This is a genomic window from Promicromonospora xylanilytica (genome assembly GCF_054782895.1).
The window spans coordinates 266,722-286,864 of the sequence record NZ_BAAGRP010000003.1; the positions used below are offsets into that span (position 1 = coordinate 266,722).

Genomic DNA, 20,143 nt, shown 5'->3' on the forward strand with positions numbered 1-20,143 from the left:
CGAGGACTATCGGTGCCTGCGCGCCCAGAGCAGGCCGGCCCCACCGAGCAGGATGCCGGTGCCGCAGATGGCGATCGCCTCGATGCTCCCTCGACCGGTGAGGTGGAGGACCACCGCCACGATGAGCCCGATCGCGAACAGCCCCATGCCCGCGCCGAAGACCCGGAAGAGATCGGCGCGCGGTGCGGGCGGGCTGGGCCGGCGCTCCTCGGGGTGCGCCAGCAGGGAGCGAATCGTTGGCACCTCGCCATTGTACGGACAAGCGCTCGTCAAGTCGGGCCGGGCGGGCCGAGTGCCCGGGTGAACCATTCCTGGGCCCGGGAACACCGGTCGCCCGGGTGCGGCGCCGGTGCCGCGGGAATACGATCTACAGCCATTGCCGGGCGTTCAGGTTCTTGAATTTCCTGTGCAGCGAGTCCGAAAGGGGCATGGTGCGTTCAGCGAGCGGCATGGGCCGGGTCGGCGATCCGACGGGACCGGCAGGTGCCGGGTCGTCCGCCCGCGAACGGATCCGCGTGCTGCACGTCCTGCAGGCTCCGAACGGGACCACGCAGTACGTCGACCACATGGTCGGCGCGGCGCCACCCGAGATCGCGGTCCTCACCTTCTCGTGGTTCCGTGCGGTCTTCGGCGCGTACGACGTGCTGCACGTGCACTGGCCGGAGCTCCTCGTCGAGCAGCGCAACCCCGTGGGCCGGCTCGCCAAGGTGGCGCTCGCCTACACGCTCCTGCTCCGGCTCGAGCTGACGGAGACGCCGGTCGTCCGTACCGTCCACGACGCGGCGTCGCGCGAGCCGGCCGTCCGGCTGGCGCGGCCCTTCCTCGACACGCTCGACCGTCGCACGGCGTTCTGGATCAGGTTCGACCCCACGGCGCCGGTGCCGGCCGGCGTGCGGGCCGAGACCATCCCGCACGGCCACTACCGTTCCGTGTTCCCGCCGGACCCCCGGACCAGGGCGGAGCAGGGCCGGCTGGTCCAGCTCGGCCTCGTCCGTCGTCACGAGGGGATGGAACGGCTGCTCGACGTGTTCCGCGCCGTCAACGACCCGGTGATGCGGCTCACCGTCATCGGCACGGCTCCGGACACGGCGCTCGCCCGGCACATCGAGGAGGTCGCCGCCGCGCACGACCGTATCGAGGCCCGGCTCGAGCACGTGTCCGACGACGTGCTCGCCCGTGAGGTCCGTCGTTCGGAGCTCGTGGTGCTACCCGACCGGGGGATGCACAACGCCGGTGCCGCGCTGGTGGCCCTGTCGCTCGACCGGCCCGTCCTGGTCCCGCGGTGCGCCGCCATGGACGGCCTCGCCCGGGAGGTCGGCGACGGCTGGGTGATCATGTTCGACGACGTGCTCCAGCCGGCGGACCTGCTGCGGGCGATGGCCGTCGCGCGGATGACGCGCGAGCGCGGTACCCGGCCCCACCTGGACGAGCGTGACTGGGAACGCGTCGGCCGCCGGCACGCCGACGTGTACCGCAAGGTGGTGCGCACCGTCGTCGGCCGGCGCCGCTGACAACCCGGGGCAGGCCGCCCGGCTACCGGCGGCGCGCCCGGCTCCGGCTGTTCGCCGGACGGTCGGCGGCCCGGATCCTCCGGAGCTCGCGGGTGGGGGCGAGCCCCGAGCCCGACGCGGCACGTCCGGTACCGACCGGTGCCCACACGGGGGTCGGGGGCGGCGGCTCGGCCGGGGCTCTCCGCCGCACGGGGAGCCCGCTCGCCGTCCTGCCCCCGGGCGCGGCGGCGAGCGCGGTCAGCCGGGCGGGTCCGGCGGATGCGCCAGGTCCGGCAGGTGGGGTGGGCCGCACGGGCCGTGTCAAGGCCTCCTGGGCCGGCCGGGCGCGGGTGGCAGGCTCCGCCGTGCGTCCCGCCTTGTGCAGGACGATCCCGAGCAGCCGGGCGTTGACGGCGGACAGGTTCGCCAGCGACTGGCGCAGCTGCTCCCGTCGGATCTGTCCCGCGCCGGCCACCATGAGCACGCCGCTGGTCGTCCTGGCGATCAGCGCGGCGTCGGTCACCCGCAGGAGCGGCGGGGTGTCGATGATGACGTAGTCGAACCGCTCGCTCAGCTGCCCGATCAGCCGGGCCATGGCCTTCGAGCCGACCAGCTCGGCGGGGTTGGGCGGCAGGGTGCCCGACGGGAGGACGAACAGTCCTGCCGTGCCCCAGGGCTGGAGGACCTCCTCGATGGTCGCGCGCTGGATCAGGAGCGTCGTGAGGCCCACGGACTCCTCGATCCCGAGGTGCCCGGCGACCGAGGGCCGACGCAGGTCGGCGTCGATCAGGAGCACCTTCGCGTTCGCGTCAGCGAGCGTGATGGCGAGGTTGATGGCGGAGGTTGTCTTGCCCTCGTCCGGCACCGACGAGGTCACGACCAGTGCCTGCTGGCCGCCGTCCGGGTCGAGGAACCGCAGGTTGGTCCCGAGCCGCCGGAACGCCTCGGACGGCGCACGGTAGGGGCTCGTCCGGCCGACGAGCGGGTTCCGCCTGGCCTCGTCGTCCATGGTGATGGTCCCGATGACCGCCGAGTCGGTGATGAGACGGAGGTCCTGTTCGGACCGGACACGGGTGTCGGCGATCTCGCGCAGTGCGGCGAGGGCCACCCCGAGCACCGTGCCCAGCAGGAGGCCCGTGAGGAGCAGGGCCGGCACGTCGGGAGAGCTCGCCGCGGACGGCACGGCGGCCTCACGGACGAGCTGCACGTCGACGGGTGACGTGCCGGCCTGCGGCGGCGTCTCCAGCTCGTCGACCCGCTCGGCGAGGCTCGCCGCGACGGTGCTCGCGATCAGCGCGGCGCGGGTCGGGTCGGTGTCGGTCGCGGTGATGTCGATGAGCACGGTCCCGGCGACCGGTGCCGCGTGGACCCGCGCACCGAGCTCGCGGGCGTTCGTGGCCAGGCCCAGCCCTTCGACCACCGGGTCGAGGACCCGGGGAGTACGCGCCAGGTCGGCGTACGACGCGAGGCGGCGCTCGACGGTGGTCCCCGTGGCGGGTCCGGCCGTGGTCTCCGCACCGTGGAACGCGACGAAGACCTGCGAGGTGGTGGTGTAGGCGGGCGTGCGCGTGAGCGCGAACAGGCCCGCCAGCACGATCCCGGCCAGTGCGACAGCGATGACGGATATCCGGCGTCGGCGGATGATCCGAAGGCATTCGACAGCGTTCAACGCGTTCCCCTGATGATGCGCGAGCTTTCGGTGGCGGTCTGCCGGGAGAAGGGCGCCGATACGCGTCGTGCAGACGTTTCTTTGCCGCGCCTACCTGCACTTCCGTTGATAATCTAACCGACGTTCGATGGAAGCGCGCCCGCTGGGATATGTACCCATTTAAGGGGCGATCTGGTCATTCTGCGGGAGGTGCGTCGTTGCGAATTCTGCATGTCACGGACCGGTATTCCGGTAGCGTCGGCCGCGCCATCGACCGCATGACCGAGCTGGTCCCCGAGGCCGAGCACCACTTGCTGTCCGCCGGCCTCGAGCGCACCCAGGGACACGGCGTGTACCGGGGCACGGACGGCCTCCCGGACGGGTTCGGCGCGCGGGTGCGAGCGGTCCACCAGGTGGTCGGCGAGGTGGCGCCCGACGTCGTGCACGCGCACTCGGGCTGGGCGGGAACGTACACGCGGATCCGGCGGCTCCCGGTGCCCGTCGTGTACCAACCGCACTGCTACCCCTTCGAGCGGCCGGACCTGTCGTCCCCGGTCCGGCGGGCGGCACGGGGTCTCGAGCGGGTGCTGGCGGCGAACGGCTCGGTGGTCGCGGTGGTGAGCCCGCGCGAGGAGAGTCTCGCCCGGTCGCTCGGCGTGCGGAACATCGTGCGCGTGCCCAACGCCCCGTCCTCCGCGGCGGTACGGCAGGCCGGCGCGCGCTCCGGGGTGGTGGCGACGAACCCGCGCACCGTCACCATGGTCGGCCGCGTCGCGGCGAAGAAGGACCCACGGTTCTTCGCGGAGGCCGCGCGGCTCGCCCGCCGGTTCGGCCTGAACCTGCGCTTCCGCTGGCTCGGTGACGGCGACGAGACCCTTGTGCGCAGGCTGACGGAGACCGGGGTCGAGGTCACCGGCTGGCTCACCGCCGACGACGTCATGCGGCAGATGGCGGCCTCCGACGTCTACCTGCACACCGCGTCGTACGAGGGTTTCCCGATCAGCGTGCTCGACGCCGCCCGCGTCGGCCTGCCGACCATCGTGCGCGAGATCCCCGCCTTCGAGGACACGCGGCTCACCGCCGTCGAGTCCCCGGCCGAGGCGGCCTTCGCCGCGCATGCCGCCGTCGAGGACGCGGAGCGGCGGCTGCAGATGATCGAGGCGGGAGACTGGCTCGTCGGCGCGATGGACGAGTCGGCGCTGCGCGACGGCGTGGTCGAGGCGTACTCGACGGCGACCGGAGGGACTTTCGTGGTGTGACGGCGCTCAGCGCGTGGTGTGCCCAGGGCGCCTGAGCATGCCGGCGACACCCTGCCGGACGGCGTGCGGGACCACCTCGGCGGGCACCATGCGCGCGATCCGCCGGGCGGGGGACGCCGCCACCTTGCGGTGGACGTAGGGGTAGAGCGCCCGGAGCCGGTCGAACTCGGCGCGGGTCCCCGCGTCGTCGTGCTCGGGGAGCACGTCGAGCGCCGCCCACGTGTCGTCGGCGAGCGTGCGCAGGGGTGCAGGGACGGGCACGTCGCGCCAGCTGACGTCGGCACGGGGCGCCGTGGGGTCGATGAACGCGTCCACCCGTTCCACCGCCGCCGCGTTCTCCGGGTCGACCATCGGCAGGCCGAGCGCCGCCGCGGCGCCGAAGACGGGCTCGTCCCAGTCGTGGACCAGGTCGCCGAACCGTACGAAGGCCCGAGGTGCCGAGCGGGTGGCGAGCTCGGTCCCGAGCATGAGGTTGATCCACCCCGCCACGTGGTCGACCGCTCCTCGGCCGTTGTCCTGGGCGGCCATGGCACTCACCACCTCTGCCGGCGGGCGCAGCATGGTGAGGCTCGACGCAGGGGTGCCGGTGCTCCTCGCCGCCTCCAGCCAGAGCTCGAGGAACCAGAGCAGCCGCTGGTCCTTGACGACGACGTCGCCGTGCGCGGCGAGCTGGGCGCCGAGCCACGTCCGGATCAGGCTGAGCGCGTTCCCCTCGGTGCCCGCCCGGTCGACGAGGTGCCAGGCGATGGGGCGCGCGTCGGCGGGCAGCACGGCCGCGGACCGCAGCATGGTGTCGTGGAAGTCCGCCACCCATCTCGACGCGGTCGCGTCGCGCGGGTCGGTGACGGCCGCGGCGACCTCCGGTCCGGGGACGTGCAGTCCGAACGCGCGCAGCACCCCGGCGAGCGTGCTGGTGCCACTGTGGGCCGAGCCGGTGACGTAGACGACGCGGGTCGGCCCGGTCATCGGGCGTCGGCCGTCAGGATCGTCGGTGCGCCGCGCACCACGGGGGCCCACGGGGCCGCGTCGTCCAGTGTGCTCAGGTCGTACCCGTGGGCGCGGATCCGGTCGCCGAGGTGCTCGTTGACCACGTTGCGGTAGCGGGGGAGCAGCGCGGCGTCGGTGACGTCACGGAGGAGGTCCGCCCGAGGCGTGCCCCGGCCGGAACCGAGGTTGCCGACGTGGCTCCGCACGCGCCCCGCGAGCTGCCCGCGCCCGCCGGTCTGCCACAGCTCCGCGTAGCGGTTGCTGCGACCGGCGTCGACGGAACCGACGGCGTCGGCGTCGAGCTCGATGCCGAGGAACCCGGCGACCCGGCCGAGCTCGCGCACCGGGTGGCGCATCAGGTGCTCGTAGCGCAGCACCAGCAGGTTCTCGATGTGCAGCGCGTCCTCCGCGAACACGTCGTGCGCGTGCACCCAGTGCTCGACGAGCCGGGGAAATCCGTAGGTGAACCGCCCGCGGGTGCGTGTCGCCCACTTCCGGACGGCCAGCGCCTGCACCACGGGGTGCCGGGTCACCACGATGAAGCGGGATCCCGGGAAGATCTCCTGGAAGTAGCGCATCTTCGTCAGGTTGGTCGGCGACTTCTCGACGAGCACCGTGCGGTCGAGGTCCCAGTGCGGCGACCAGCTCTGCCAGAGCCGCTCCCCGGCGTCGGGGACGAGCCGAGCGTCCTCTTCGGTGAGGTGTGCCTGCGGATGAAACGACCATTCGGACGTATTGCCCAGACTGCCGGGATAAATGGTCTGAATGTGCTGACCCTCGTTGTTCACGACGCCGGTTCCGGTCAGGCCGGAGGCGTCGCCGCTCGCACTGATGATGCGCGCGACCAGCGCGGATCCGCTGCGTTGCAGGCCGCCGACAAAGGTGATGCGGCGGTCATTCCAGGGCGTGCTGCTCGTGCCGGTTCCGGACATCGGGAAAACCTCAGCTGATCGGCTGGGAAATGGTCGCTGGTGCCCCGCAAAAATATGCGATGAATGTGGCACGTGCGACCCGAGTCGGACAGTTCCGGCCATGGGCCATTCCGCACCGCCGGGATAGCCGGTATTGTCCGGACTTGTGTCCCCAGCGCGCAGCACGACGTCGTCCGCGGTCCGGCCGGGGCGCGCCCTGCGCAGGGGTGTCGCCCGGGTGGTGCTCGGCGTGGCCGTGGCAGCGTGCCTCACGGCGTGCGCGGGGCTCCTCGACCCGGGCGCCGAGCCGATGCCCGCCCCGGGGACGGCCCCGGGAGTGGTGAGTGCGGCGGCTCCCGTGGAGGTGGCGCCCTCTCCGCGCCCCACCTCGGTGGGATCGATCCAGGGCGAGCACACGCAGGAGTCCGCGGCCGTGGACGTGCAGCCGGCGCCCACCGGTTCGGCGTCGCGCAACGCGGAGCGCGAGGGGATCCCCGAGGCGGACGGCGCGGAGCGGAGCGGCGGCTCCGGAGGCGCGGGCGGGGCCGACGGCGGCACCGGCGGGTCCGGTGAGGGCGCCGGCGGGGCCACCGGGGACGACGGCGGGGCCGAGACGGACCTGAGCGACGCCGAGCAGTACGCGGCGGCCCTGGAGGACGCCGTCAACGGGCACCGCACGGCGAACGGCCTGCCGGCCCTCGCCCACGACACCTGCGCGTACGACGTGGCGCTCGCGCGCGCCCAGGCGCTGATCGGGCAGGAGCTGGCGCACGCGCCGCTCGGCCCGATCTTCGACGCCTGCCCCACCAGCGCCGTGGCCGAGAACCTCGCCAGGGGCGCGTGGTCACCGCCGGAGGCGGCGCAGGGCTGGATGGACTCGGAGGGGCACCGTGCCAACATCCTGAACGGCGACCTGACGCGCGGCGCGATCGCCTGCGTGCCGGACGGCGGCGACCCCGCCACGCCGGTCATGATCTGCGCGCACGTCTTCCTGGGCTAGCCCCTCCGGCCCTCCGGTCGTGGACGGCCTTCCGGTTGTGGACGGCGGGGGCGCGGTGTCGAATCGACGTCGTGCGCCGTACCCCTACCGGCATCGCCGTGCTCCTGACCTCAGCCGTGCTGCTCGCTGCCTGCTCGGCGGCACCGGACGCCGGCCCGCGACAGGCCGGGACCACCGGGGCCGTCGACCTCGCCGACCCGGCGCAGTACGGGTCCGCCCTCGAGGCCGCCGTGAACGCGGCCAGAGCACGGCTGGACGTGGCACCGCTGGAGCACGACACCTGCCTCGAAGCCGTCGCCGTCGACCGCGCCGAGGCGCTCATCGGTGCGCCGGAGCTGGTCCACGCACCGCTGCCACCCGTGCAGGAGCGCTGCCCCGGGGACACGATCGCCGCCGAGAACCTCAGCCGCACGGAGCGCCCGCCGCAGGACGTGGTGCAGGCCTGGCTCGACTCGCCGTCCCACCGGGACAACCTCGTGAACGCCGCCCTGCTGCGCGGCGCGATCGGATGCGTACGCGACGGCGGCACGGCGACGGCACCCGTACTGACCTGCTCGCACGTGTTCCTGGGTTGACTCTCCTCACACCCTCCCCCGTACGCGGTCAAGCCGACCCGATGCGCCCGTTATGGTGTGAGCCGCGCACCAGCCCGGAACGACCGCAGGAGAGAAATTGGCGCAGGCGACGACCACCGCCGTCGACCGACCCACCGGACCGTCACCCGAGCCTCGCGGTCCCGGCGCGGACCCGGCGCCCAGCGCCTCGGGCTCGGGACACCCGTTCCGCACCGACATCAACGGGCTGCGTGCCATCGCCGTCCTCGCCGTGGTCGTCTACCACGCGGGGATCGCGATCCCCGGCGGGTTCACGGGCGTCGACGTCTTCTACGTGATCTCCGGCTACCTCATCAGCTCCCTCCTGCTGCGCGAGGTGGACCGCGCCGGATCCGTCGACCTCGTCGAGTTCTGGACGCGCCGCATGCGGCGCCTCGTGCCGGCGCTCGCCCTGGTCGTGACGGTCACGATGCTCGCGAGCGTCCTCGTCCTGTCGCCGCTGGTCTGGGGGCGGCTCGCCTGGCACGGCGCGTCGGCGATGCTGTTCGTGTCCAACCTGCTGTTCCCGTACCAGGGACAGAACTACTTCTCCGACTCCGTCACCCCGAGCCCCTACCTGCACACCTGGTCGCTCGGCATCGAGGAGCAGTTCTACATCTTCTGGCCGCTGCTCATCCTGCTGGCGGTCGTCGTGGCCCGGCGCACCCGCGTGCCCGCCCGCCGCATGCTGCAGGTCCTGTTCGCCGGGACGTTCGTCGTGTCGTTCGCGACGTCCGTCTGGCTGACGGCCACCGCACCGGACTGGGCGTTCTACGTGCTGCCGACCCGCGCCTGGGAGTTCGCGGGAGCCGCGCTGGTCGCGACGGTCCCCTGGGGGCGGATCGCCGAGCGGTCCCCCCTGCGCCCGGCGCTGCTCCGGGCGCTGCTCGGGACCGCAGGGTTCGTGCTGCTGGCGTTCTCGTTCGCGCTCGTGCGCGAGACCGACCCGTTCCCCGGCAGCGTCGCACTGCTGCCCGTCGGAGGGGCCCTGCTGGTGCTCGCGGCCGGCAGCATCCCGACGTCGAGCACCTGGGTGGACCGCGTGCTCGCCTGGCCGGTGCTGCAGCGCGTCGGTGATGTCTCCTACTCCTGGTACCTCTGGCACTGGCCGTTCGTGGTGCTCACCACCGCGGCCGTGCAGAACGACGCGATCTGGATCAAGGTGCTCGCCACGCTCGCGGCGCTCGGCGCCGCCGTCGCCACCTACCGCTGGGTCGAGAACCCGGTCCGGTTCAGCGGCGCCATGAAGTCGTGGCGCCGTACCGCCGCCGTCACCGTGGTGATCGGGCTCACCGTCGGTGCGGTGGCCATCGGCACCCGCGTGGCGACGGGAGCCGTGCTGCAGCGCGAGCCCTACGCCACGGCGGTCGAGGTGGGCGGGGAACCTCAGTCCTACGAGTGCACCGACGTCACCGAGACGACGAGCGGAGCCGAGGTCTGCCTGCTCGGCGACGTCTCCGCCGACACCACCGTGCTGCTCCTCGGCGACTCGCACGCCATGCAGTGGATCCCCGCGTTCGACGCCGCGGCGACCGACGCCGGGCTGCGCCTCGCCGTCCGCTGGCGGCACGGCTGCCCCGCCGCCGAGATCAACGTCTACCAGCCCGCGGAGCGCGGCCCGTGCGCCGAGTTCCAGACCGAGTCGGTGGACGTCGTCGACGACCTGCGGCCCGACGCCGTCGTCGTCAGCCAGGCGCACATCTACGCCGGCCGCATGGAGCACCCCGACGGCAGCGGGATGACCGTGGAGGAGGTGCGCACCACCTGGGCGAACGCGAACGACAAGCTGTTCGAGCACCTCACCGACGTCACCCCTCATGTGGTGGCCGTCGAGGACAACCCCCAGCTCGACGTCGACCCCCTCGAATGCCTCACCCGCCCCCTGGACGGGATCGGGGACTGCAGCATCCCGCGCGCGGACGCCGAGGCCTCCAACGGAGACCTGCCCCGAATCAGTTCTGAGACCTGGACGAAGTACGGTGTCACCACCTGGGACGGTGTCTGGGCACAGACCTGCGACGAGCAGGTCTGCACCATCGGCGACATCGACCACCCCGTCTACCGGGACTACCACCACCTCAGCGCCGGCTACGTGCTGACCCAGGTGCCGGCCGTGAAGCAGATGCTCCAGGCAGCGGTCGGCGGCACGACGTCAGGCAACATCGGGTAACGAAGGGCAACATCGGACCATGGCTCACGACCAGGCCCAGGCGCGTGGCGCCATCGACCGGTTCTTCAAGATCAGCGAACGCGGGTCCACGGTATGGACGGAGGTGCGCGGCGGGCTCGTCACCTTCTTCACGATGAGCTACATCGTCGTGCTCAACCCGCTCATCCTCGGCAACGTCCCCGACGGGACCGGCCAGTTCCTCGGCGGCGACGCCTCGGGTGGCGACCTGGCCGCGATCGCGGCGGCCACCGCCCTGGTGGCGGGCGTCATGTCGATCCTCATGGGCGTCGTCGCGAACTTCCCGATGGCGCTCGCGGCGGGCCTCGGCCTGAACGCCGTCGTGGCCTACTCCGTGGCAGCCCTGCCCGGCATGACCTGGGCCGACGCCATGGGCATCGTGGTGCTCGAGGGTCTCGTCATCCTCATCCTGGTGGTCACCGGGTTCCGCGAGGCGGTCTTCCGGGCGGTCCCGCGCGAGCTGAAGATCGCGATCAGCGTCGGCATCGGCCTGTTCATCGCGTTCATCGGGGTGTTCGACGCGGGCTTCGTGCGCATCCCGGCGTCCCTGGCGACGCCCACCGAGCTCGGTATGGGCGGCTCGGTCGGTACGTGGCCGCTGTTGGTGTTCGCGTTCGGCCTGCTGCTCGCCGCGGTCCTGATGGTGCGCAAGGTGCGCGGCGGCATCCTCATCGCGATCATCGCGTCGACGGTGCTCGCCCTGGTCGTCGAGGCGGTCGGCAACATCGGCTCGCGTGGCGAGGACAACCCGGGCGGCTGGGCGCTGAACGTCCCGGCCCTGCCCGACTCCGTGGTCGCCCTGCCCGACTTCTCGCTGCTCGGCCAGTTCTCGCTGTTCGGGTCGTTCGGCAAGATCGGCGTCGTGGCGGTGATCCTGCTGGTGTTCACGCTCCTCATCGCCGACTTCTTCGACACGATGGGCACGATGGTCGCTATCGGTGGCGAGGCGGGGCTGCTCGACGAGAAGGGGAACCCGCCCCGGACCACCCGCATCCTGGTCGTCGACTCGCTGGCCGCCGTGTCCGGTGGCGCGGGATCGGTGTCGTCGAACACCGCGTACGTCGAGTCCGCGTCCGGTGTGGGCGACGGGGCCCGGACCGGCCTGGCCGCCGTGACCACCGGTGTGGCGTTCCTGCTGGCCACGTTCCTGTCGCCGCTGGTCGAGGTGGTGCCGCACGAGGCCGCGACGCCCGCGCTCGTGGTGGTCGGGTTCCTCATGGTCGTCCAGGTGACGGGCATCAACTGGACGGATCTCGAGGTCGGCATCCCCGCGTTCCTCACGATGGTGCTCATGCCGTTCGCGTACTCGATCACCGTGGGCATCGGTGCCGGTGTGATCTCGTTCGTGCTGCTCAAGATCGCGGTCGGCAAGACCCGCCTCGTGCACCCGCTGCTGTGGGTGGCGGCGGTGCTGTTCGTCGCCTACTTCCTGCTGGGCCCGATCCGGGAGGCGGTAGGCATCTAACTGGGCCTGGGCGGGGGAGGTCCGCTTTGAGAATGCGATCTGGCATGGGTTCGAGGTCAGAACCATGCCAGATCGCATTCTCGAAGCGGACTCTCACACAGCCGTTGCCGACCGACGGCGGGTGGCCTCGTCCAGCTCGACCACCGAGCCCCTGCCCGCGTACTGGCCAGGGCGCCAGGCGTGCTTGGCGAGCACCTTTGCGACCTGCCGCCCGATGCCGCCCGGCTTGTCGTTGTCCTTGGGTTTGAACCGGAGCATGATCACCCGCCCTGAGGCCAGCAGATCGTTCTGGCGTGGAGCGTCCCGGACCAGGGCCTGCGGCGAGCTGTGCGGGCGGACGCCGTCGATCTCGACGACGAGCCAGCGCCCGTCGGGAAGCCGCCAGATGAAGTCGACGCGCGCGAAGATCGTGCCGCCGCTCATGATCCGGACCTGGATGTCGTCGGGCGGAACGCCGTTCTCGATCAAGGAGAGGCGGGTGGACGACTCGGCAGGAGACTCGGCTCGCTGGTCGACGTGCGGAAACAGGTCGTGGACGTGGGCGGCACCCGGCCGGCCGCGCACGAGCTCGTGCACCGCGGCGAGCCGGGCCGGCGTCATCCCGTGGCGCCGGGCGGCGTCGTCGAGGACAGCGAGGACGTTCTCTCGCGGAAGTCCGGGAAGTGCCTGCGCCAGCGCATGGTCGATCCGGGCCACATGGCGGTCGCCGATCTGGAGCGTGGGAAATGACGTGTACTGGCGCACGGTCCCGAAGCGGCTCCTCCGTGCTGACCCGTCCGGCATCGCTACCTCGGGCTCGAAGTTCCGGGGCAGACCCTGAACGTCGTGGAGGACGAGCGCCGCGGCGCCCACGGCGATCGCGCGGCGACCGTTGCACAACAGGGCGAGCCAGGTGCGCCACAGCGCGGCATGGGTGAACCAGTCGTCCCGGACCCGCGCCTCGAGCGGGATGGGGTTCGTGTCGTAGACGCCGCGCACCGGCCGACGCCACCGGTCTTGCTTGACGAGCCGGCAGCGCGTCTGGCGACTGATGCCGAACTCGTCGCACTGGCGACTCGTCAGGAGGCCTTGCTGCCTTCTCAGGGCGCGCTCGGCGTGGGCGGGGACTTGATAGGGCCTTCGCATGTGTCGATCGCAGCACCCGTCGTGGACCCGCGACAGCGGTCGTGCCGCCCGGTGTGGACAGATCGGGTCCCCGGGGACCTGTGGTCGCCGTCTCTCCACGGGGAACTCGTCGTGCGGGTCTCTGGAGCGCCGCTACGATGCGTGCCAGCCGGGCTGTGGCCGTAGGTAGCCGGGCGCCGAAAGTCCGCTACGAGAATGCGATCCGGCATGGCTCCGACGCCGGAACCATGCCGGATCGCATTCTCGAAGCGGACTCTCGGCCCTGCGGCCGGCGTCAGGCCGCCAGGGCCTGCTTCTCCGGCTTCCGATCTACCTCCGGGTACGTCACCTGGAGGTACGGGCGCGGGATGCGGTGCGAGCGGGAGAGCCGGGCGCGGACGCGGACGTGCCACGTCCGGTACGCCCAGACCGTCGCGAGCACGGTCACCAGCAGCGTCGCCACCGCACCAATCAGCACGGCGTAGCGCGGCCCGAACTCCTCGCCGATCCAGCCCACCACCGGGGAGCCGAGGGGCGTGGTGCCGAGCAGCACCATCACGTAGATCGACATGACGCGGCCGCGCAGCTCCGGGGCCACGGACAGCTGGATCGCGGCGTTCGCCGACGTCAGCATGGTCAGGGACGCGAAGCCGACGGGGATGCACATCAGCAGGTACCCGAGGTAGGTCGGCATGACCGCCTGAACGCCCATCGAGATCGCGAACGCGAACGCGGCACCGAGCACGAGCCGCACCCGCGGCCGTTCGCGCCGGGCCGCCAGGAGCGCGCCGGCGAGCGACCCGATGGCCAGCACCGACCCGAGGATGCCGTACTCGCTGGCGCCCCGGCCGAACTCGACGCGCGCCATCATGGCGGACGTCAGCTGGAAGTTCAGCCCGAAGGTCGAGACCACGCCCATGACGACCATGATCACGACGATGTCGCTGCGGCCGCGGATGTAGGCGAGACCCTCACGGATCTGCCCCTTGGCGCGCGAGGCGACGGGCAGGGGGCGGAGGTCGCGCATCCGGGCGAGCGAGATGATGACGGCGCCGAACGCGATGCCGTTGATGATGAACACCCACCCGCTGCCGACGGCGGCGATGAGCAGGCCCGCCACGCCAGGGCCGATGAGCCGAGCGGCGTTGAAGTTCGTCGAGTTGAGCCCGACGGCGTTGGCCAGCCGCGCGGTCGGCACCAGCTGAGCCACGAAGGTCTGGCGTACCGGCCCGTCGATGGCGCTCACCACACCCAGAAGGGTGGCGAACCCGTAGACGTGCCACAGCTCGGCCGCGCCGGACAGCACCAGCACACCGAGCCCGAGGCCCAGCAAGCCCATGCCGCCCTGCGTGAACATCAGGAGCTTGCGACGGTCGAGGCGATCAGCGAGGAGCCCTGCCCAGGCGGACAGGAAGATGTGGGGGATGAACTGGAGGGCGGTGACGATACCCACGGCGACGCCGGAGTTGTTCGTGAGAAGGGTCAGTACGACCCAGTCCTGGGCGACGCGCTGCATCCAGGTGCCGATGTTGGCGACGAGAGCGCTGGCGAACCAGAGGCGATAGTTGCGGTACTTCAGGCTGGCGAAAGTGGCGCTCATCGAGCGGCGATCCGGATCAGGAGCTCGCTGGCTCCTGCAAGGATCTCTCTCTCCTCTCCGGTCAGGGTGGACAGCTGCTTGGTGAGCCAGGCGTCACGGCGACGCCTGGTCTCGGCGACCTCGCGGGCGCCCGCCGCGGTGAGCCGGACGACCACCTGACGGCGGTCGGTCGCGTGCTCGACCTTCTCGACGAGGCCCAGCTCCGTCAGGGTGTTCACGGCCCGGGTCATCGACGGCGGCCGGACGCGTTCGTGCTCAGCGAGGGAACCGGGGGACATCTCGCCGTGCTTGTGCAGCACTGTCAGGATCCCGAACTGGCCCTCGGGGAGGTCGGCCTCGCCGCGCTCGGCGCGCAGGCGGCGGGAGACGCGGGTCAGGGCGACACGCAGGTCGCCCCCGACGGTGGCCGGGCTTCGGCTGGATCTGCGGGAGCTCGACACCATCCCAGTCTAGATCATTAGCCTTGCTAACGGTACGTGGGTGTGGTCACACGAAGGAGCGCCCGCCCCCACGAGAGGGACGGGCGCTCCGGGGCCGCTATGTGATGCGAGTCAGTGCGCGCGGTGCGTCTGCGCGAACTGCGCGGGGCCGGGCCGCGGTTCCTGCGGAGCCTTCTCGAACTGCTGGGCCTGCTCGCTGTGGGCCTTGAGCCGGTTCTCGAACTCGGCCTGCGTGCGCAGCTCGTCCTCGGTGGGCCAGAGGCCGATCCCGAGGATGAGCAGGAACGTCACGACGCTCACCGTCATGACGAGCGGCACGAGCAGCTGCATCGTCGAGGCGCCGGCGGGAACGCTCTCGATCGGGTTGATCACGGAGACCCCGGCCATACCGGTGTAGTGCATGCCGGTCACGGCAAGCCCCATCACCAGGGTGGCCACGATCGTGGCGAGCGTGCCGCGGATGTGCACGGTGCACCACAGTGCGGCCGTGGCCGCGACGATCGCGATGACGATCGAGGCGACGACGTAGACCGGGTTGTAGACGACCTCCGCCGACATCTCCATCGCTTCCATGCCCATGTAGTGCATGGCGGCGACGCCGGCGCCCGCGAGGGCACCACCGACGAGCATCGCGGGCAGCTTGCGCTTGCCCAGCTCCGTGATGAACAGGCCCGCGCCGACCACGACGATGGCGATCGCCGCGCTCAGCAGGGTCTGGGGGACGTCGTACCGGATGGTCACTCCGGAAGCGGAGAAACCCAGCATGGCGACGAAGTGCATCACCCAGATGCCGGTGCCCCCGAGGGCGATGGCGCCGAACACGAGCCACGCCGCGCGCGTGCCGCCCGAAGCTGCTCGGGCTCGGGACGTGCACGCGAGGCCCGTCGCAGCGCCGGTACACGAGATCGCGTACGCCAGCAACGGCGTCACGATCCCGAAAGTGAAGTGGTCGATCACTGGCATGGTGTTTGAACAGCCCCTCGAATGGTTCCCTCTGTTGCGGAAACGTTACAGAGTCCCTGTACCGCGGACAATAGCCAGAACTCGCCGTCGAAGGGGTATTGCGGACGTGATCATGCTGGTCAAACGGTTTCGACCAGGTAGTCGACGCACGCGGTGAGCGCCGCGACGTCGTCGGGGTCGACGGCCGGGTACATCCCGACGCGGAGCTGGTTGCGGCCGAGCTTCCGGTACGCGAACACGTCCTGCACCCCGTTGGCGCGCAGGTCGTCGAGCAGGCGCGTGACGTCGATCTCCGGGGCGATGTCGATGGTGCCGACCACCGGAGAGCGCTCCTCCGGGCGTGCGACGAACGGTGTCGCCCAGTCGCGGGCATCGGCCCAGGAGTAAAGGATCTCGGCCGATGTCGCGCTGCGCTTCACCGACCACTCGAGCCCGCCCTGGGCGAGCAGCCACTCGACCTGGTCGGCCAGCAGGAGCAGCGTCGCGACGGCGGGTGTGTTGAGCGTCTGGTCCTGGCGGGAGTTCGCGACGGCCGTCGTCAGCGAGAGGAACTCGGGCACCCAGCGCCCCGACCCCTCGATCCGCGCGGCACGTTCGACGGCGGCGGGGGAGAGGACCGCCAGCCACAGCCCGCCGTCGGCCGCGAACACCTTCTGCGGCGCGAAGTAGTAGGCATCGGTCTGGTGGAGGTCCACGGGCAGCGCGCCCGCGCCGGAGGTGGCGTCCGTGAGCACGATGGCGCCGCCGCTACCCGTGGGGCGCAGCACCGGGGCCACCGCTCCCGTGGAGGTCTCGTTGTGCGGGGTGGCGTACGTGTCGATGTCGTCGGCGGGCTGGAGGTACGCCACCGAGCCCGGCTCCGCCGAGATCACGTGCGAGGGTTCGAGGAACGGGGCGCGTGACGTGGCGGTGGCGAACTTGCCGCCGAACTCGCCGAAGGCCGCGTGCTGGGCCTTGCGCTCCACGAGGCACAGGGTCGCGACGTCCCAGAAGGCCGTCGCGCCGCCGTTGCCGAGCGCCACCTCGTACCCGTCGGGCGCGCCCAGCAGCTCCGTGACACCCTCACGGATGCGGTGCACCAGGTCCTTCACCGGTGCCCGCCGGTGTGACGTACCGAGCACGTGCGCGTTCGCCACGAGATGATCGACCTGTCCCGGGCGCACCTTGGAGGGGCCGGAGCCGAAACGGCCGTCGGTGGGCAGCAGATGTGTCGGGATAGTCAGTGGCACAGAACTAGACTAGAACCTGGGCCGACGCCCGGGCCGCACGTGTCCAGGGCGACTGGGCGGCTGTGCGCATGACGGGAGCTGACGTGACGGATCTGATCGACACCACCGAGATGTACCTCAAGACGATCTACGAGCTCGACGAGGAGGGCATCACGCCCCTCCGCGCGCGCATCGCGGAACGCCTGGGGCATTCCGGCCCGACGGTGTCGCAGACCGTCGCGCGCATGGAGCGTGACGGGCTGGTGGTCGTGACGGGCGACCGGCATCTCGAGCTCACCGAGCTGGGCCAGGACAAGGCGATGCGCGTGATGCGCAAGCACCGTCTCGCCGAGCGTCTGCTGACGGACGTCATCAAGCTCGACTGGGAGCACGTGCACGTCGAGGCCTGCCGCTGGGAGCACGTCATGAGCGACCTCGTGGAGAAGCGCCTGGTGGGCCTGCTCGACCACCCGCACCACGACCCCTACGGCAACCCGATCCCCGGCCTCGCGGAGCTCGGCGAGGAATACACCGACGTGCCGTTCCTGACCGGCGTGATCTCCCTACCGTCCGCCTTCGAGGCGGCGGCGAAGAAGGGCGTCAAGGGCGAGCCGCTCGCGGCGTCCCTCACCCGCATCGCCGAGCCGCTGCAGACGGACGTCGAGCTGCTGGCCCGCCTGTCCGACGCCGGCCTGGTGCCGGGCTCCCGGATCACCGCCGAACACACCGACGGGACCTACACGGTGACCGTCGACGGCGCGGGCACCGCGCTCGAGCTCGGGGAAGACCTGGCCAAGCACCTCTTCGTCGCGACGGCCTGAGGCGCGGCCGGGCGCGGAGACGGGCCGGACCGCCCGGCCTGGGGACGGGGCCCTCGGGCACCCGAGGGCCGCCCGATTTGTCGGGAACGCGATGCCGCAGGTCCGACACGTCATGGCATTCGTTGCCGGAACGTGACATCGGCGGAGAGGTCCGGTACGTTCAGACCGCTCCCACGGAGTTTATTTCGTGGGGGTCCTCGGACGGACGCCGAACTCTGTCACCGGCCGAGGTCCCAAGACGACCGCATGACAGAGGCGGGGGACCCACCAACGGGCGCCAGGGTGCGTCCTCGGGGTGAAGCCGGGTACTCCTTCGGGAGCACACGGCCGGGTGATTTCTCCCACCCGAACCCGACAGCTGACCTCGAAGGCGTACAAGGAGAGGTAATACGTGACTGCACGTACGACTCGCGCTCGTCATCGGGCTGCGCGACGACCAGTAACCCCCCTCACTGAGTTCGCACAGAACGCCGCAGTCGGTCGCCGTACCGCGGTTGCCGCCGCCGGTGGCGCCCTGCTGGTCTCGACCTTCGGCGGCGCGATGGCCGCACAGGCCGCACCCGTCGAGGCCGGCCACGCGAAGATGAACTCGGTCGACCTCAACGCACTGTCGTCGCAGGCTCGCGAGGCGCTGACCAACGCACCGGTCGTGACCGTCGCCCCCGACGCGGAGCTCAACGTCGAGAAGGCCGCGGTCTCCGTGGTCTCCGCCGCGGAGAACGAGGACTACCAGGCAGAGCTCGCCGCCGCTGAGGCAGCGGAGGCCGCCGAGGCAGCCGCCGCCGAGGCAGCGGAGGCCGCAGAGGCCGCTGCCGCCACCGCCACCGCCAGCTCGGTGGACGTTCCCGCGTCGGCGATCGGCAACTCCGTGATCTCCATCGCGAGCCGTTACATCGGCGTGCCCTACGTCTCCGGCGGCTCCTCGCCGAGCGGCTTCGACTGCTCCGGCTTCACCGCGTACGTCTACGGACAGCTCGGGATCAGCCTCCCGCACTCGTCCTCCGCGCAGCCCGGCTACGGCACGCAGGTGCCGGCGTCCGAGGCTCAGCCGGGCGACCTGATGTGGACCCCCGGGCACGTCTCGATCTACGCCGGTGGCAACACCATGATCGACGCGTCCAAGCCGGGCACCGTGGTCGACTTCCGCACCATCTGGCAGTCGAACCCCACGTTCATCCGCATGGGCTGACCGCAGCCTCGAAGTACCGCACAGCAGAGCGCCTGCCCGGTGACCGGGCAGGCGCTCTGCTTTGCCTTCTTCCTGCAGACTTTTTGCCACCGGTTACCCATAACGCGCGCGCCGCCGGTAGGTTTGTCAGTGCAATGGTGCACTGCCGAAGAAAGGGCTGGCGATGACGCGATCCGAGGTCGTACTGGTCGGTGTGGACGGATCAGCCGCTAGTCTGCACGCGCTGGACTGGGCGACCGCCTACGCGCACCGCGTGGGCTGGTCGCTGCACATCGTGTGCAGTTATTCGCTGCCGTCGTTCACGGCAGCCTCGCTCGACGGCGGCTACGCCGCTCTGGACGACACGACCATCCAGGAGGGCGCCAAATCGGTCCTCGTCGAGGCGGAGGCCCGCGTGGCCGACGCCGGGGTGCGCGCCACCACGGAAGTCGCCACCGGTGACGCAGCGGGCGTGCTCGTGGAGCTGTCCGCGGACTACGGGCTGGCCGTCGTCGGCACGCGCGGCCGAGGCGGTTTCACCGAGCGGCTGCTGGGTACGGTGTCGTCCGCACTGCCCGCCCACGCGCAGTGCCCGGTCGTCGTGGTCCCGCTGCGCGCCGAGGCCAACCGTGGCGTCTCGTGGAGCGTGCCGGGTACGGGATCCGAGGCCGCGCCGACGGCCGTCGCACCCGGGGCCGCCGAGATCCGGGAGGTGCGCCGCATCGTCGTCGGCGTGGACGGGTCACCGCAGGCCGAGCGAGCACTGCAGCACGCGATCGTGCAGGCCAACGCCTGGGGTGCGGAGCTGACGGCCGTCACGGGCGTGCCCGTCGGCAACACCGGCATGCTGGCGTGGCTGCCGTCGAGCATCGACCGTGAGCAGGTGCTGGCCGACATCGGGGCCGGCATGGACGTCCTGGTCGACCGGTACGAGGCGGAGAACCCCGGGCTGCGCATCCGGCGGATCGTGCTGGACGGTACCGGCGCGGAGCTGCTGACCGAGTTCTCCACGGCGTCGGACCTGATCGTGGTGGGCTCGCGGGGTCGCGGAGGGTTCCGCGGGCTGCTGCTCGGCTCCACGAGCCAGGCCGTGCTCCACCACTCGGCGTGCCCGGTCCTGGTGGTCAACAAGCACTGCCAGGACTGACCCGCCACCCCACCCCACCCCACCCCACCCCGCGCGCCGAGGTAGTCGTCTGGCGAGGTAGTCATGCAGCGAGGTAGGGCGGATTCAACTGGTGGTCGCAACACCCCTGATGATCGGGGTGTTCGATGAAGTCTTGGAGCCGTCTTCCCGT

The 20,143-nt window shown here is 71.4% G+C and carries 18 protein-coding genes and 1 riboswitch; of the genes, 9 read left to right on the top strand and 9 right to left on the bottom strand.

From position 1 onward, the window contains the following. Window positions 1-6 precede the first annotated feature (6 nt). Window positions 7-243 (bottom strand): DUF2530 domain-containing protein, encoded by a 237-nt coding sequence (locus tag ACYVK7_RS04850; protein ID WP_460886545.1) that lies wholly within the window; start codon window positions 241-243, stop codon window positions 7-9. Between the two features lie 188 nt (window positions 244-431). Here ACYVK7_RS04850 and ACYVK7_RS04855 point away from each other — a divergent pair, with 188 nt between their 5' ends. After that, window positions 432-1,511 carry a glycosyltransferase family protein gene (locus ACYVK7_RS04855; protein ID WP_460886546.1) on the top strand — a complete coding sequence of 360 codons (1,080 nt, stop codon included), beginning with the start codon at window positions 432-434 and terminating at the stop codon, window positions 1,509-1,511. A 22-nt stretch (window positions 1,512-1,533) separates the two neighbouring features. Here ACYVK7_RS04855 and ACYVK7_RS04860 read toward each other — a convergent pair whose 3' ends face one another. Beyond that, a complete protein-coding gene (locus ACYVK7_RS04860) occupies window positions 1,534-3,159 on the bottom strand; it encodes a tyrosine-protein kinase domain-containing protein (protein ID WP_460886547.1) in 1,626 nt (541 codons plus the stop codon). A 257-nt stretch (window positions 3,160-3,416) separates the two neighbouring features. Between ACYVK7_RS04860 and ACYVK7_RS04865 the strand changes: the two genes are divergently transcribed. Next, entirely contained in the window at window positions 3,417-4,397 is a 981-nt protein-coding gene (locus tag ACYVK7_RS04865; RefSeq protein WP_460886548.1) for a glycosyltransferase, read from the top strand. 6 nt (window positions 4,398-4,403) lie between these two features. Here the strand turns inward: ACYVK7_RS04865 and ACYVK7_RS04870 are convergent, their stop codons facing one another. After that, on the bottom strand, window positions 4,404-5,363 hold the full coding sequence (locus ACYVK7_RS04870) for a hypothetical protein (protein ID WP_460886549.1): 960 nt from the start codon (window positions 5,361-5,363) through the stop codon (window positions 4,404-4,406). After that, window positions 5,360-6,316, bottom strand: a complete 957-nt coding sequence (locus ACYVK7_RS04875; protein ID WP_460886550.1) for a sulfotransferase family protein — start codon at window positions 6,314-6,316, stop codon at window positions 5,360-5,362. The genes ACYVK7_RS04870 and ACYVK7_RS04875 overlap by 4 nt, the downstream gene beginning before the upstream one ends. Before the next feature lie 145 nt (window positions 6,317-6,461). On the opposite strand from ACYVK7_RS04875, the gene ACYVK7_RS04880 reads away from it, so the two are divergent. From ACYVK7_RS04880 to ACYVK7_RS04895, 4 genes are all read left to right on the top strand, one after another. After that, window positions 6,462-7,295 carry a CAP domain-containing protein gene (locus ACYVK7_RS04880; RefSeq protein WP_460886551.1) on the top strand — a complete coding sequence of 278 codons (834 nt, stop codon included), beginning with the start codon at window positions 6,462-6,464 and terminating at the stop codon, window positions 7,293-7,295. Between the two features lie 71 nt (window positions 7,296-7,366). Continuing rightward, on the top strand, window positions 7,367-7,870 hold the full coding sequence (locus ACYVK7_RS04885; RefSeq protein WP_460886552.1) for a CAP domain-containing protein: 504 nt from the start codon (window positions 7,367-7,369) through the stop codon (window positions 7,868-7,870). A 97-nt stretch (window positions 7,871-7,967) separates the two neighbouring features. After that, window positions 7,968-10,058, top strand: a complete 2,091-nt coding sequence (locus ACYVK7_RS04890; RefSeq protein ID WP_460886553.1) for an acyltransferase family protein — start codon at window positions 7,968-7,970, stop codon at window positions 10,056-10,058. A gap of 19 nt (window positions 10,059-10,077) precedes the next feature. Beyond that, a complete protein-coding gene (locus tag ACYVK7_RS04895) occupies window positions 10,078-11,541 on the top strand; it encodes an NCS2 family permease (protein ID WP_460886554.1) in 1,464 nt (487 codons plus the stop codon). A 93-nt stretch (window positions 11,542-11,634) separates the two neighbouring features. On the opposite strand, the gene ACYVK7_RS04900 is transcribed toward ACYVK7_RS04895, so the two are convergent. The 5 genes from ACYVK7_RS04900 to serC all read right to left on the bottom strand — a co-directional run bounded on the left by ACYVK7_RS04900 (window position 11,635) and on the right by serC (window position 16,877). Next, window positions 11,635-12,519 carry a type IV toxin-antitoxin system AbiEi family antitoxin domain-containing protein gene (locus tag ACYVK7_RS04900; protein WP_460886555.1) on the bottom strand — a complete coding sequence of 295 codons (885 nt, stop codon included), beginning with the start codon at window positions 12,517-12,519 and terminating at the stop codon, window positions 11,635-11,637. Between the two features lie 421 nt (window positions 12,520-12,940). After that, window positions 12,941-14,245 carry an MFS transporter gene (locus ACYVK7_RS04905; RefSeq protein WP_460886556.1) on the bottom strand — a complete coding sequence of 435 codons (1,305 nt, stop codon included), beginning with the start codon at window positions 14,243-14,245 and terminating at the stop codon, window positions 12,941-12,943. Beyond that, complete coding sequence (locus tag ACYVK7_RS04910; RefSeq protein ID WP_275005751.1) at window positions 14,242-14,685, bottom strand: MarR family winged helix-turn-helix transcriptional regulator; 444 nt, start codon at window positions 14,683-14,685, stop codon at window positions 14,242-14,244. Before ACYVK7_RS04910 ends, ACYVK7_RS04905 begins: the two co-directional genes overlap by 4 nt. Window positions 14,686-14,796: 111 nt before the next feature. Next, window positions 14,797-15,648: an MHYT domain-containing protein gene (locus tag ACYVK7_RS04915; protein ID WP_460886557.1), complete on the bottom strand. Its 852-nt coding sequence runs from the start codon at window positions 15,646-15,648 to the stop codon at window positions 14,797-14,799. 119 nt (window positions 15,649-15,767) lie between these two features. Continuing rightward, window positions 15,768-16,877 (bottom strand): phosphoserine transaminase, encoded by a 1,110-nt coding sequence (gene serC / locus ACYVK7_RS04920; RefSeq protein WP_460886558.1) that lies wholly within the window; start codon window positions 16,875-16,877, stop codon window positions 15,768-15,770. Between the two features lie 83 nt (window positions 16,878-16,960). Here serC and ACYVK7_RS04925 point away from each other — a divergent pair, with 83 nt between their 5' ends. The 3 genes from ACYVK7_RS04925 (at window position 16,961) to ACYVK7_RS04935 (ending at window position 19,992) form a co-directional block, all read left to right on the top strand. After that, a complete protein-coding gene (locus ACYVK7_RS04925; protein ID WP_460886559.1) occupies window positions 16,961-17,677 on the top strand; it encodes a metal-dependent transcriptional regulator in 717 nt (238 codons plus the stop codon). 213 nt (window positions 17,678-17,890) lie between these two features. Further along, a riboswitch (cyclic di-AMP (ydaO/yuaA leader) is annotated at window positions 17,891-18,066 on the top strand. A gap of 152 nt (window positions 18,067-18,218) precedes the next feature. Further along, on the top strand, window positions 18,219-18,866 hold the full coding sequence (locus ACYVK7_RS04930) for a C40 family peptidase (RefSeq protein ID WP_460886560.1): 648 nt from the start codon (window positions 18,219-18,221) through the stop codon (window positions 18,864-18,866). Between the two features lie 163 nt (window positions 18,867-19,029). Continuing rightward, window positions 19,030-19,992: a universal stress protein gene (locus ACYVK7_RS04935; protein ID WP_460886561.1), complete on the top strand. Its 963-nt coding sequence runs from the start codon at window positions 19,030-19,032 to the stop codon at window positions 19,990-19,992. The last annotated feature ends 151 nt before the right edge of the window (window positions 19,993-20,143 follow it).